We start from the raw sequence: 14,166 nt of genomic DNA, 5'->3' as shown, positions 1-14,166 counted from the left end.
TGTTGAAAGGGACAAGGATCATGATGCAGACAACTGCCGCCACGGCATCGGAAACAGCCGACGATATTGCAGCACGTGAATTTCTAGCCTTCACGCTGGGCAAGGAAGAGTACGGAATCCATATCCTGAAGGTGCAGGAACTGCGCGGATACGAAGAGCCGACACGGATCGCGAACGCGCCCGACTTCATCAAGGGTGTCGTCAACCTGCGCGGCATCATCGTGCCGATCGTCGACATGCGCATCAAGTTCAATCTTGGTACGCCTACCTACGACCAATTCACGGTCGTCATCATCCTCAACATCAATGGCCGGGTTGTGGGTATGGTGGTGGACAGCGTGTCCGACGTAATCACGCTGTCCCCGGACCAGGTCAAGCCGGCGCCCGAAATGGGGACCGCGCTCAACACGGATTACCTGATCGGTCTCGGCACCGTCGACCAGCGCATGCTGATCCTGGTCGATATCGACAAGCTGATGTCGAGTGCGGAAATGGGCCTGATCGACAACATCGCCAAGTAAGCAGCTGAAAACGCTCAAAAAAAAGAAGCCGCGGAAGCGGCTTTCTTTTTTTCTGCATGAGCAATCCTAGCGTCGGCTTCCCGCCAGCTTTTGATATACCTTCCACAAACCGCCCAGAGCCACCGGGATCACCGCAGCTCCCACGCCGACAATGACAATCGTGTTGAGGTGGTTGCGGATGAAGGGGATGTTACCGAAGAAATAACCCGCCACGACCAGGCCGACAACCCAGATCAAGGCGCCAACAATATTGAAAAACTGGAATTTGGCGAACGTCATTGCCGACACACCGGCGACAAACGGCGCAAAGGTGCGCACGACAGGGACGAAACGCGCAAGGATGATGGTCTTTCCGCCGTGATTCTCATAGAACGCATGCGTCTTCCTCAAGGCATCCTTGTCCAGCCAGCGGTAGTCATGCGTAAAGACCTTCTGTCCGATCGCGCGCCCGATCCAGTAATTCACCGTATTCCCGGTGACCGCGGCAATCACCAGCAGTGTCATCAGCACCCACTCGTTCATTGCCCCCGTCGCGCAGAATGCACCTGCAATGAACAACAGGGAGTCCCCCGGCAGGAACGGCAGCACGACCAATCCCGTTTCGCAAAACACGATCGCGAACAGCACCACATACACCATCGTGCCGTACTCGGCGATGAAGGTGCCGAGGTATTTGTCGACATGCAGGATCATGTCGAAGAATTGCAGGAAATCCATACGTGCTCCACTTTCTGACCGGCGAATCATACACCACGGTTTTTCCCTGGATTAAGAGGTGGAACAAACATTTACAGCGCCGTGGCCCCCTGGTCCCCGGCGTTATAATTCCCGCATGAACGCTCCACACATCCCGCCGCGCCCGATCCAGGCGCTTCCCGACCACCTGATTTCCCAGATTGCCGCCGGCGAAGTCGTCGACAGGCCATCGGCTGTCGTCAAGGAATTACTGGAAAACGCGCTGGATGCCGGCGCCACGCAGATCACCGTCCGGCTTGAGGAAGGCGGCGTCAAGCGCATTGCCATCACCGACAATGGCCGGGGTATCCCGCCCGAGCAGATGCCGCTGGCCCTCGCGCGCCACGCGACGTCCAAGATCGCCTCGCTCGACGATCTCGAAAATGTCGGAACGCTCGGTTTCCGGGGCGAAGCCCTTGCGTCCATCGCATCGGTGGCGCAACTGACGCTGACCTCGCGCACGGCGCAGGAACCCCACGCCTGGGAGATCTCCGGCAGCCACACGGAACAGGTCACCCCCTCCTCCGGTGCGCCTGGAACAACGATCGATGTGCGCGACCTGTATTTCAATACCCCGGCCCGACGCAAGTTCCTCAAATCCGAACAGACCGAATTCGGCCATTGTGCCGAAGTAGTACGGCGCATTGCGCTGTCACGCCCGGACGTCGCCTTCTCGTTGACGCACAACGGCAAGACGATCGACCACTGGAATGTCAGCGCGGTGGACAAGCGCAGCGCGCATATCCTCGGCAATGAATTCGCTGGCGCCCGGATGGCGCTGGACGAGTCGGCTGGCCCGTTGCGGCTGCACGGCTTTGTCGGCCTGCCGACGGCGTCGAGAGCACGCGCGGATGCACAATATTTCTATGTCAATGGCCGCTTCGTGCGCGACAAGCTGTTGACGCATGCGGTACGCGCCGCCTATCAGGATGTGTTGCACGGTGATCGCTACCCGTCGTACGTGCTCGGTCTCGACCTCGATCCGGCGCTTGTGGATGTGAACGTCCACCCCTCCAAGATCGAGGTGCGCTTCCGCGACAGCCGCGCCGTGCACCAGTTTGTCTTCCATGCGATCAGCCGCACGCTGGCACAGACTGCCCCAAGCACTGTCGATGAAGCAGCGGCGCCAGTGGTATCGTCCTCCGCCGCCTTGCCCTGGATACGCGAGCAGCGGCAATCCTCGTTCGGCATGCAGTTCTCTTCCGGCATGGGCGTTGCGCAAACGACCGCAGACTACGGCGCGCTGTTTACGTCCTCCTCGTCCGCTCCGCTCCCGGCATTGCAGCAACCGCTGGCTACTGCACCGTCGCCGCAACCCTTGCCCGACGACGAGTTCCCCCTCGGCTTCGCTCTCGCGCAGTTGCACGGGATTTACGTACTCGCCCAGAACCGGAAAGGACTGGTGCTGGTAGACATGCATGCGGCGCATGAACGCATCCTGTATGAACAACTGAAGAACGCACTGGATGCGGATGCACTGCAAGTGCAACCACTGCTGATCCCCGTCACCTTCCATGCCGACCCGGTCGAGGTCGGCACCGTCGAAGAAAACCAGGATGCACTGAAATCGCTCGGCTTCGACATCAGCGCCCTGTCCCCGACCACGCTGGCGGTGCGAGCCATTCCGGCATTGCTGAAGAATGCGGATGCGCAGAGCCTGGCGCGGGATGTGCTGCGCGACCTGCGGGAATTTGGCGGTTCGCGCGTCCTGCTGGAACGCCGCAATGAAATGCTGGGAACGCTGGCCTGCCATACCGCGGTGCGCGCCAACCGGGCACTGACCTTGCCCGAAATGAACGCCTTGCTTCGCCAGATGGAAGCCACCGAACGCGCCGACCAGTGCAACCACGGCCGTCCGACCTGGGTGCAGCTTGCGCTTGGCGACCTCGACAAGCTGTTCCTGCGCGGGCAATAGATTGTGAGCATGCCGGCAAAGCCGCTCGCCGTGGCGATCATGGGTCCGACCGCGTCGGGCAAGACCGCCGCCGCACTGGAAATCGCGCGCCATATCCCGTCCGAAATCATTTCGGTAGATTCCGCCCTGGTCTACCGCGGCATGGACATCGGCACGGCCAAGCCGTCGCCGGAAGAACGTGCGGCCGCACCGCATCACCTGATCGACATCCTCGACCCGCTCGATGCCTATTCGGCCATGCAATTCAGGCAGGACGCGCTGCAGCTGGTGGGTGACATCGTACGACGCGGTCGCCTGCCGCTGCTGGTAGGTGGAACCATGCTGTATTTCAAGGTGCTGCGCGACGGGCTGGACGCGTTGCCGGAAGCCGATCCGGAGATTCGCGCCCGCCTCGACGCCGAAGCCGCCGCGATCGGCGTGCCTGGCTTGCACGCACGGCTGGCGGCAGTCGACCCCGAAACGGCCTCACGCCTCAAGCCCAACGATTCGCAACGCATCCAGCGTGCGCTGGAGATCCACGAGCTGACCGGACGCCCCATGTCGCAGTTGCTGTCCGGCGCATCGAAGGAACCGCTGCCCTTCGAACTGCTGCCGATCTCGCTGGAGCCGTCGGACCGCAGCGTGCTGCACGCACGGATTGCGGCACGCTTTGACGCAATGCTGGCCGGAGGCAGCCTGCTTGACGAAGTAACAAGGCTGCGCGCGCGTGGCGACCTGCACCTCGGTTTGCCGTCCATGCGCTGCGTGGGCTACCGCCAGGCATGGGAATTCCTCGACGGCACCGTGGACCATGCAACCATGCGCGACAAGGGAATCGCCGCTACCAGGCAGCTTGCGAAAAGGCAGCTGACCTGGCTGCGCGCCATGCCGGAACGGGTCGTCGTCGATTGCCTTGCCCCGGATGCGGCGGCACAGGTACTGCACCTTGTAAATAAGGCAGATACCGCCCTGGGTTAAATTTTTTCTGCCGGCAACGCGCAGGGATGTTGACAAGCGTTACGGGCCACGACATAATCTAGGGCTCTTTTCTGGTGATATAGCTCAGCTGGTTAGAGCACAGCACTCATAATGCTGGGGTCGGTGGTTCAAGTCCACCTATCACCACCAATACCATGTCCCAGGACATCCTGGAACAGCCAAAAACCCGCTTCTAGCCCAGTGCTGATGCGGGTTTTTCGTTTTCTGGTGCCTTTTGGCATCCGTTGACATCCCAAATCTGTGTTGGTACTTTTGCTGATACGCGCCGGCTCATCCAGATGAGATACCAGCAAAATGCCGAAACTCGCCATCCCCCTGACTGATGAGCAGATTGCTGGGCTTGCGCCGAGGGACCGCGCATACAAGATAAGCGACGGGCACGGCCTCTACCTGTTGGTGGAACCGACGGGCAAAAAACGCTGGCGAATGGATTTTCGTCTGCGCGCCAGGAAAAACACGCTTGCGTTTGGCATTTATCCCGACCTGTCGCTGGCGGACGCACGGCAGCAGTGCATCGATGCACACCGACTCATTCGCGATGGCATCGACCCGGTCGAATGGAAACGGCAACAGCGCCGGCAAGCGCAGGCCGCCACGCCAACCACGCGCAAATTCCGTCTGTCCATGAATGACCAGGGCGGCATGGTCATCGAAAGCCGATCCCATCGTATGGCATTGACCGCGCCACAAGTCGCCGCCCTGCGCGCCTTCTTGATCGCAACCGGCGACGAGACCCAAGGAGAATAAGCCTTGCCAAAACTCGCCACGCCACTCACCGACATCCAGCCACGTACCGCCAAGCGCAAAGACAAACCCTACAAGCTGGCCGATGGCGGCGGCCTGTATTTGCTGGTCAACCCGGACGGCTCAAAATATTGGCGCATGGTTATCGTTTCGGCGGCGTCCAGCGATTGCTTGCGTTTGGCAAGTACCCGGAAATTTCCCTGGCCGACGCCAGGAAAGCACGCGCGGCCGCCCGCGCCAAGATCAATGCCGGCATCGATCCGGCACAAGCCCGGCGCATCGAAAAGCGCCAAAGGGCGATCGAGGCCGCCAATACGTTCGAGGCCATCGCCCGCGAATGGCACCAGCACAAGGCCGACTCGTGGCAGCCCCGGACGTCCACCAATGTCCTGTACCGGCTGGAAAAGGATGTGCTCCCCCTGATCGGCAAGTACCCCATCAAGGAACTCAAGGCCCCCATCATTCTCGACATGCTGCGGCAGATCGAACGGCGCGGCGCAGTCGAGATGGCGAGACGGCAGGCGCAGGTATGCGGACAGATATTCCGCTACGCCGTCGCCACGGGCGTGGCCGAATACGACCCGGTGCCCAGCCTGCGCGGCGCGCTGCGGCCAACGCCAAGAGGACATCACGCGGCGATCACGCCGGATGAGCTGCCGGAATTCCTCCGCATCCTGGCAAAGAACGAAGTCCATATGTCGCCCCCGACCCGGATACTCACGCGCCTGATGCTGCTGGTGTTTGTGCGCACCAGCGAACTGACCGAAACGCCTTGGAGCGAAATCGACCTCGACAATGAAGTATGGGTGATCCCCTGGCATCGCATGAAGATGGGGAAGCGCAAGATCAACCCGCGCAAGGTCGACCATCATGTGTTCCTGCCGCGCCAGGGCTGGGCGCTGCTGCGAGAACTGCATGCGGTTACGGGCGGCGGCAAATATCTTTTTCCGAACCGTAATGACCATGAACGACCCGCCAGCAACTGGGGGATATTGGCGGCGCTAAAGCGCATGGGATACAGCGGCAGGATGACCGGACACGGCTTCCGTTCATTGGCGATGGGCGTGATCAAGGAGCGGCTTGGCTACCGCCATGAAGTAGTGGACCGGCAACTTTCGCACCAGTCCGGCGACACCTACGGCGAGGCGTACGATCGCGCCGAATTCAAGGAAGAGCGCAAGAAAATGATGCAGCAATATGCAGACTACCTGGATGCTATTGCAAGTGACCAGGCAGCTACCCGCGGACGCCAATCCATTACGACTTAACCGATGGCAGAAAGCAGCCTGTCCAGGTTGCTGGTCGAACGACTGCTATGTTTGCCAGCGGACGTTCGCGAAGACTTGCTAGTAGGTAGCAACCGGCCACAGAAGCGGTCTTAGGCAGATGACTTCTTTTGGAAAACATCTCTTCCAGACAGATATGTCGCATCGGTGTAGACCGGAGTGGGGTTCTTGGTTTGCAAGGCCTTGCGTCAAGCAGCGCGCTTCACTTCAGTAGGTATACATTTCAATATCATATATTTTAATATATGATATATCTTTCTATACCATCAATGCCGAATGCGATGAGTCTGGCCAATTTTCTCGAAAAAAACCGCTATAAGGTCATGCGTCGCATGGCTCTGTGGGAGGGGCGCCTGAGCCGAGGTCGGTTGATGGACGTCCTCGGTCTAAGCGGCATACGGGTGAGCCAGCTCCTCAGGGAAGTCCGCGAAGAAACTCCCGACTGGTTCGAATGGGACAGCAAAAGCAAGTCTTACTTTGTCACCCCCGCCGCCTACAAGAAGGCCCAGGTTGAGCTCAAGACTGGTACATCCGATCTGAGCCTAGCGGCCTACCTGGCAGAGGCGGACATTCATGCGGACCTCGCCCCGGGTGCCGGCCCGGTTACCGTGGCCCCTTGGAGCTTCTCCCAGGTCAACCCCAATACCTTCTCCCGCATCCGCCTGGCTATCGAACAGGGCACGCGACTGAGGCTGGAGTACCGCTCCATGCGCACCCCCGAGCCGCACCCGCGGAACGTGGAGCCGCACAGCCTGGTCCAGGCCGGCCGGCGCTGGCATATGCGTGGCTACTGCCTGGAAACCGGTGACTTCCGGGACTTCGTGCTGGGGCGTATTGCAAAGCTCACCATGCTGGACCAGAAGGCCGAGTCCACGGTCGCAGGAGACGCCAAATGGAACGCTGTGGTGAAAGTGTGCATCCAGGCGCATCCCAAGCTGACGCCCGGCCAGCAGGACCTGATTCGCAGCGAATATTTCGACGGGACCACGGCGCGCGTGCACAGCTGCCGCGGCGCCCTGCTGCCCTACCTGGTCCAGGAGCTGCGACTGGCCCTGGACGTAACCAAGGAATTGCCGCCTGAGTACCAGCTGGCGGTGGAGAACGTCGAGGAGGTGCGCAAATGGTTGTTCCCAGAGTAACCCCCGCTTCCATGGCGCTCTTCCAGCGCATCCCGGAACACCTGTTCGGTCCGCTGGCATCGCAGAACCGTCACGGGTACTGGGCGTTACTGTGCCATCTGCACCGTCGGCGATTCGGTCCCGACGCGCCTCTGCCGCCCAGCTATGGATTCCTGCAGCGCGAGATCACCCAGGAGATCGAAGACCACCTAAAGTATGCCGACGAATGGCAGCCGGAATCCGGCGACCAGCACGACACGCCACTAAACATTCGTGCCATTGGCATCTTCAACCGCTTGCTCGACGCGGGCTGGTTCCGCCTGGAGAAGTACGGTATCGAAAAAGTCGTCAGCATGGCGCCGTCCGTGGGCCAGTTGCTGACGCAGCTGATCAACTTTGCCGAGACGGGCCCGGTCTTCGTGTCGGGCAAGATCCGCTCGATCGACGCCGCCGTGGCGCAAGTACACAAGGGCGTTGCCAGCGGCGACCTGCTGCGTGAGGCGGCTGAACAGTGTCGCAACCTGTTGGTCTACATCCGGAACACCGGCACCAACGTGCGCGACCTCATGGCGGCCGTAGGCGCACAGCCCACCACCGCCCAATATGTCCGGACCTTCTTCCAGGACTACATCCAGCAGGTTTTCATCGGCGACTACCAGGAACTGCGCACGCGGGAGCATCCGCTGTCGAAGCGCCAGCAGATCCTGGACGCCGTCGCAGACATAGACACAGAGCCTGACCACCGTAGCCGTTTGCTGGACTGGTACGTGAACCGCCTTTGCAGCGGGGACGATAAAAAAGGACAAGCTGCGTTCCAGCGCGACCTGCAGCGCCTCTACGAACTCAACCGGATCGAGGAGTACCTGGAGCGCCTGGACGAAGAAATCCGCAGTGCCAACAGGCGCGCGCTGGCCTTCCTGGAATACAAGCTGCGCGCAATTCGCCCCATCGACAATCTGCTTCGTCACACCATGGACCGATTGATCGCCAATCCCGACCTCGATGTTGCGCCTGTGTTCCCCCCAGATACCCTGATGGGTGGCGGCCGCCTAGCGCAACCACGCAAGGATGTGCCGCGGCTGGCGCCGACGCCTTTGCGCCAGGTAATCATCTCCGACCGCACGCGCGCAATTGGGAATCTGGTGCGACGTGCCCAGGAGCGCCGGTCCATCACACCGATGAAGCTGCGTGCCTATGCAGAGAAAGCGCTGCAAGACACAGCCGCCACCAGCAGTGACGTCCTGCCTTGCGGCTCAATTGAAGACTTGCGTGCATTCCAGGCCCTGACCAGCGTGGCCATGGCGACCAACTCCCAGATCGTTAGGCTGAAAATGGAGGGCCGGGCGTCTGCCCCGGGCATAGAGCTGCGCTACACCAGCGACGAAACCGCCGAACATCCGTATTTGAGCGGCAAACCATTCACTCTGAGCTGGCGCAAACGCCGGACCAAAAACAGGGAGACCAAATGAGCAATCAACGGGATTGGGAGGATCTGGCCAGCCGGCTGGATGGTATCTATACCGTCGAAGACTTTGAGACCGCCGCCTACCGGCTGGTGGCCGAACAGGTGATCTACCACTCCGACCGCAACAGCCGAGTGACTTATGCCATTCTGGACCTCTACGAGCGCGAGTTCGTCAAGGTCCTGGCTCCATTTGGGGTGTCCTTGTCGATCAACCGGCAACTGCGATACGTCACGGCCCTGCCGCGGCATGCCAAGGCCGGTACCGCGACCGTGGCTCAGACGCTGTTTGCCCTGGTGCTGCGCGGCCTTTATGACGAAGGCGTGCGCGCCGGAGGGCTCACCGAAGACGGCGAGGTCTTGTGCGACTACATCGAACTGCAGGAGAAGTTTCATCTCATGACTGGGCGCGACCTGCCTACGCGCGGTGAGCTCGACACGTTGCTGCGCGCCGCCAAGCGTTGGGGCATCGCTCGACGCCTGGAAGAGGATGACAGCGGCCATCTGGCCCCCATTCAAGAGTTGGCGAATGGCGGCGTGGCCATCCGCCCGGCCATCGTCGACGTGCTGGGGGAGACCGCCTTAATACGGCTAGCACAGTGGGGAACAGCCAGGGATGAGGCGAACGCAGATGATGCGGCCGGCGCCGGCAAGTCTGTGGCGATCGAAGACAACCAGGAGATGAACGATGAAGCGGCTTGAGAGCGTCAAACTGGTGCAGTTCCTGCTGTACGAGCAGCAGGAATTCTGTCTGGAAGAGATCACGGGTCTGTTCGGTCGCAACGGCAGCGGAAAGAGTTCGGCACTCGATGCCGTGCAGATCGCCATGATGGGGGCTAACAAAAACCTGATGCATTTCAATGCCCAGGCCGATTCCAAGTCGCACCAGAGCCGCACCTTGCGATCCTACTGCCTCGGACAGTACGGCGACACCATTGAACAGTGCGCGCGGTCGCAGGCCACCACCTACATCACTCTGGTCTGGCGCGACACCGAGACCAATGAGCCGGTTTCCATGGGCGTGTGCATAGAGGCCTCACTTGGCAATGAGGTGGAGAAGGTGCTGGGGCGCTACGTCATTCGCGGCGTGGAACTGTCCATGTCCGATCACCTGCAGATGGTAGACGGGGCAACCATGCCGCTGCCGTGGAGCAGCTTTCGACACCGATTGCTGGAGCGGTCCAAGGTTACCGGTGAGGACCCTTTGTTCGATGACGGCGCAAGCTATGTCAAACAGGTGCTGTTCATGCTGCGTGGCAAGGCTGGCCCGGCGTCGTACGACGCATTTGCGCGGGCCTTCCGCTTCGCGCTGCGCATGAGTTTCTCCAAATCAGTGGATCAGATTGTTCGCCAGGATGTCCTGGAGGACCGGCCTACCAACATCGCCAAGTTCAAGCAGCTGGTGGAGACCTTCAAGCGGATCAACCAGCTGGTCGAAGGCGTCGAGCACAAGATCGCGCAGGGCTTGGAGGTGACCAAGAACTTTGACGCAGCACTGGTCGAAGCCCGGAAATCCGCCACCTGGGCCGGTCTGCAGGCATCCGCAGCGTACGAGCTAAGCAATGCAGCCTATGAGAAGCTAACTGCCGAGAAGTTTGAGCAGGAAGAAGTGGTCGCAATGTGCAATCAGGCCAGCGAAACCGCCGATAGAGCGTTGGAGGCCTGGAATCGCGAAGTCGAGCAGGCAAGCGCACTTCAGCTTGCCCATGCCGACCATGCCGAAAATGCGGGAGCGCAACAGGCCCTGACGCAGGCGCAGGAAAAGACCACCCGTCGGGAAGCTGACCTAAAGCGAGAGTTGCACACCTTCCAGCAGCTGCTTCAAAACGCTTGCTCCAATGATCTGCTGGCCCAGTGGCAGCCCGCGCTTGCGCTGGCCGCCCAGCAGCTTGGCGAGTTCTCGTGGGAGCAGAACCAGGTCGACCAGAATGGGCTGGCGCAGATCATCCGGGGCCTGACGGAGACCCTGAAGGCTGCGGCCAAACACTTGGAGGCAGAGCATGACGCAGTCAAGGAGCAGATCCGGCTCGCGACGGAGCGGCTCAAGACCATCGGATTAGGCATGGACCGCGCCAGCACTAACCGTGCGCAGGTCAGTGAACCGACGGCCCGGCTAATGCATGAGTTCTCGGATCACGGACTGCATCCCACCCCCGCCTGCGATCTGGTGAAGGTGACCGACCCGCAATGGCAACCGGCCATCGAAGCCTATCTGGGCAGGAATGTGGAGGCAATCCTGTTGCGGGACAAATACGAAGAGGACAAAGCGTTCGACATCTATCGATCCTTGCAGGGCAAGCGGACCATCTATGGCGTCAAGATCGTTCGTTCGGACAAAGCACGGCCTGGACAAAGCCAGCCGCCCGCCGACGCGGTGGCCAGCCTGATACAGGGCAGCAATCAGGTCGCAGTGGCCTACCTTCGTGGCAAGCTGGGCAACCTCAAGCGCGCGAACACTGCCCAAGAGGCACTGCGGGGCGAACGTACGCTGACCTTGGACGGAATGCTGGTGGGTCCCGGTGACTTCGAGCGGTTGAGGCTGGTGCCGGAAGCGGATTTGCAGATCGGCACTGGCGCCAAAGGCCAGGTCGATGGACTCAGGGCTGAGTCCCGTGACTTAAACAGGAAGGTTGTCGATCTTCAGACACGCGAAGGGTCCATCAACCGCATCCGACAGGCGGTACAAAGTTTGTCTTCGCCAGAGACCTTGCGCCTTCTGCTTGGCTTCGCGGCCCAGCTGGGTGAGGCGCTCACCGAAAAGGAGCTCGCCAACCAGCGCATCACAGGTAGCACCAGTGCCGAATACCAAGCTATCTGCGCAAAGCTACTTGCGCTGCAGGAGCGCAAACCACAGCTTGATGCTGATGCCCGAAGCGCCCGGGATGCCGTTGTTCGGTCTCAGACAGTCCTGGACAGATTGACCAAAGAATGCGAGGCCAAGATGCAGGAGCTCCAGAACAAGCGATCAGCCCACGAGACTATCCGCGGTCATGCCGACTATGACCCGGGCTACGCGTCGGATCGCTGGGACTCTCTACTGGAGCAATTCGGCGAGAACTACCAGGGCATGGCGGACCACTGCGAAATCCAATCCAAGCGCTGCAACACAGCCATGCTGCGCCACCTGGGCCCGGCACAGACGCTTCTGGGGACCTTCTTGACTGACCACCGCGAAGCAGTCAGCGATGAGGTGACGGCCGACTGGCGCAAGGCCAAGGCCTGGATGGAGCAGCAAATCACCAGGCTGCAGAACACGGAGCTGCCGCAGTACAAGGAGCAAGCGCAGGAAGCCTACGTGGCGTCGCAGAACACCTTCCGGCAAGACGTGGCTCTGGCCCTGCATGCCAACCTCAAGTACCAGACCACAACTTTCAAGCGCTTGAACGATGCGCTCAAGGCCTCCCCCGCCTTTACCAACGGGGAGCGATACCAATTCCAGGCCAAAGTCCGCCCGGCCTTGTTGCCGTTAAAGAAGTTCATTGAGAACATCGCCGACTTCGGGGCCGAAGGCGGACTGTTTGGCGAGCCCGGATCCATCCCTCCTCAGTTCGAGGAGCTGCTGCGAGAGAAGACCACCACGGGCAATGCGGCGGTCAAGAGTCCACTGGATGACTATCGGGAGTTCTTCGAATTCGACATAGAGATTGAAACCGACGATCCAGTCACGGGCGTCACCAAGACCATCGGGCATTTGAGCAAGCGCATTGGGCCCGGTTCCGGGGGTGAGCACCGGGCGCCGCTGTACGTAATTGCTGGCGCGGCCCTATCGTCCGCCTACCGTATGGACGAAAACAACCAGGACGGTTTGCGGCTCATCCTCCTGGACGAAGCCTTCGACAAGATGGACACGCCCAACATCGTGGCCACCATGCGCTACCTCGAAAAACTCGGACTGCAAGTGCTGCTGGCTAGCCCGGGCGAGAACCTGCCTACGCTGACCGCCTTTCTGCACCGTTACTTCGAGATCATGAAGGACGAAACCCGCCACGTGATCCAAGTGGAGGAACGCCGGGTCAGCGAAGCCATGCGGGAGCAGTTCCGAGAGGACATGTGGGAGTACCACCCTGAACTTCTGGAAGCGGAGCTGCTGGCTGTCCGTCAGGAGCCTATTGCTCGACCTGCTGCAGCCGCCACACCATGAGCGCAGACACCATCGCCAGGGATTTGTTAGCCAAGCTACTGGATGCGGGCAACAAATACGCCGCCGGCGCACGTGCGCGTGCACCCGCACTGACAGCCGCGCATTTGAAGCCCTATAGCGGGCTGCGGAGCCGGCAGCACAAACAGGAATGCGATGAGACGTTTCTGGCCGCGCGCGACGCTGGGGCCGTCACTTTGCAGCGTGACAAGCTGAACCCTAAAGATGGCCTGTTTGAGCGTATTGATCTGGTGGACGTACAGGCGCTGGCCAGATTTTTGGGGCGAAGTACCTATGCCGACCAGCTGACTCAGACCATTGGGCAGTTGGAGTCATTGAAAGCGGAGTTCCCAGTGATCCTGGAGGTAATTGGACGCTGGCGCGGCATGGCCAAGGTGCGCGGGCTGAGCCCGCAGGACGCGGGCGCCTGGATCGATGCAGCCAAGATCATCCGGGCCTGCGCAGCGCGCAGCCAGGACGCGATTGCCGCCCCGGTGCGTGAATTCAGCGCGCGACTGTTTCTGGACAGCAAGCGGATTGAGGCGCTCACACCCCAGCTCGACATCCTGCTGAGTGGCAGCATTGAGGACAGCCCAAGGACTGCGGCCCAGGTCTGGCAGGAGCTGGGCTTGTTCCGGGAAGAGCATCCAGTGCTGTTGGCCGGCCACGTGCACATCGCGCGGGATCGCTCCACCGGTTTGATTGACACGCCCTACATGGGCCTACCAGCGGCAACCATTCAGGGGGTGATCAGCAAGGTCCTTGAAGTCATCACCATCGAGAACAAGACCACGTTTCACAGCGCGGCTAAACGCCGGCAAGACGACAAGGTGCTTCTGATCTACACAGCGGGCATGCCTTCACCGGCCTGGCGGGCAATGTACGGGCGTCTGCTGGGGAGCCTGCCGCCGACCACGCCGATAAATCACTGGGGTGACGTTGATGAGGGGGGATTTCGGATCGCCTCCACGATCGCAGCCGTAGCTAGGACGGCGGGTTTTGCCGTGCAGCCCTACGGTATGTCGCCAGCGGATGTGCCCTTGGAAATGCGGGTTAAGGCCTCAGCACGGACCTTGGAGCGTATTCACCACTTCGCTTGTGCAGCAGGATGGTCCGAATTGGGACAGGCGATGCGTGAAGCCAAGTTCGTCGCCGAGCAGGAGGCGCTGGAACGGGAGTGATAAATGGCGCAACGTGGAATGTCATTCCGTCCTCGTGCTTTTGGAGGTGTGCAATCCGGCTGACCATCGTAGCCGCTTGCTGCACCAA

General features: G+C 60.7%; 11 protein-coding genes, 1 tRNA gene and 1 pseudogene. 12 read left to right on the top strand and 1 reads right to left on the bottom strand.

The window, feature by feature from the left end:
* Positions 1-20 precede the first annotated feature (20 nt).
* Complete coding sequence (locus AC3WOY_RS17940) at positions 21-521, top strand: chemotaxis protein CheW (protein WP_492426173.1); 501 nt, start codon at positions 21-23, stop codon at positions 519-521.
* 66 nt (positions 522-587) lie between these two features.
* Here the strand turns inward: AC3WOY_RS17940 and AC3WOY_RS17935 are convergent, their stop codons facing one another.
* Positions 588-1,238 (bottom strand): VTT domain-containing protein, encoded by a 651-nt coding sequence (locus AC3WOY_RS17935; protein ID WP_492426171.1) that lies wholly within the window; start codon positions 1,236-1,238, stop codon positions 588-590.
* A 115-nt stretch (positions 1,239-1,353) separates the two neighbouring features.
* On the opposite strand from AC3WOY_RS17935, the gene mutL reads away from it, so the two are divergent.
* The 11 genes and pseudogenes from mutL (at position 1,354) to AC3WOY_RS17880 (ending at position 14,078) form a co-directional block, all read left to right on the top strand.
* Positions 1,354-3,171, top strand: coding sequence for a DNA mismatch repair endonuclease MutL (gene mutL / locus AC3WOY_RS17930; protein ID WP_492426169.1), 1,818 nt, complete (start codon positions 1,354-1,356; stop codon positions 3,169-3,171).
* Between the two features lie 9 nt (positions 3,172-3,180).
* Positions 3,181-4,128 (top strand): tRNA (adenosine(37)-N6)-dimethylallyltransferase MiaA, encoded by a 948-nt coding sequence (gene miaA, locus AC3WOY_RS17925; RefSeq protein WP_492426167.1) that lies wholly within the window; start codon positions 3,181-3,183, stop codon positions 4,126-4,128.
* A 73-nt stretch (positions 4,129-4,201) separates the two neighbouring features.
* Positions 4,202-4,278, top strand: a tRNA-Met gene (locus AC3WOY_RS17920).
* Positions 4,279-4,443: 165 nt separating this feature from the next.
* Complete coding sequence (locus AC3WOY_RS17915; RefSeq protein ID WP_492426165.1) at positions 4,444-4,896, top strand: Arm DNA-binding domain-containing protein; 453 nt, start codon at positions 4,444-4,446, stop codon at positions 4,894-4,896.
* Between the two features lie 3 nt (positions 4,897-4,899).
* Positions 4,900-5,438: pseudogene (locus AC3WOY_RS17910) on the top strand (tyrosine-type recombinase/integrase); the annotation flags it as partial.
* Positions 5,439-5,588: 150 nt separating this feature from the next.
* Positions 5,589-6,161, top strand: coding sequence for a tyrosine-type recombinase/integrase (locus AC3WOY_RS17905; RefSeq protein ID WP_492429348.1), 573 nt, complete (start codon positions 5,589-5,591; stop codon positions 6,159-6,161).
* Between the two features lie 299 nt (positions 6,162-6,460).
* Positions 6,461-7,318 (top strand): WYL domain-containing protein, encoded by an 858-nt coding sequence (locus AC3WOY_RS17900; protein ID WP_492426163.1) that lies wholly within the window; start codon positions 6,461-6,463, stop codon positions 7,316-7,318.
* 11 nt (positions 7,319-7,329) lie between these two features.
* Positions 7,330-8,766, top strand: a complete 1,437-nt coding sequence (locus AC3WOY_RS17895; RefSeq protein WP_492426161.1) for a Wadjet anti-phage system protein JetA family protein — start codon at positions 7,330-7,332, stop codon at positions 8,764-8,766.
* A complete protein-coding gene (locus tag AC3WOY_RS17890) occupies positions 8,763-9,461 on the top strand; it encodes a DUF4194 domain-containing protein (protein WP_492426159.1) in 699 nt (232 codons plus the stop codon). The genes AC3WOY_RS17895 and AC3WOY_RS17890 overlap by 4 nt, the downstream gene beginning before the upstream one ends.
* On the top strand, positions 9,448-12,900 hold the full coding sequence (locus tag AC3WOY_RS17885; protein ID WP_492426157.1) for an SbcC/MukB-like Walker B domain-containing protein: 3,453 nt from the start codon (positions 9,448-9,450) through the stop codon (positions 12,898-12,900). Before AC3WOY_RS17890 ends, AC3WOY_RS17885 begins: the two co-directional genes overlap by 14 nt.
* A complete protein-coding gene (locus AC3WOY_RS17880) occupies positions 12,897-14,078 on the top strand; it encodes a Wadjet anti-phage system protein JetD domain-containing protein (RefSeq protein ID WP_492426155.1) in 1,182 nt (393 codons plus the stop codon). Before AC3WOY_RS17885 ends, AC3WOY_RS17880 begins: the two co-directional genes overlap by 4 nt.
* Positions 14,079-14,166: the final 88 nt, after the last annotated feature.

This window comes from Noviherbaspirillum sp. FW303-A3 (genome assembly GCF_058788695.1).
Note: the sequence above shows the minus strand (reverse complement) of the source record. Positions and strands in the feature narration are given on the sequence as shown.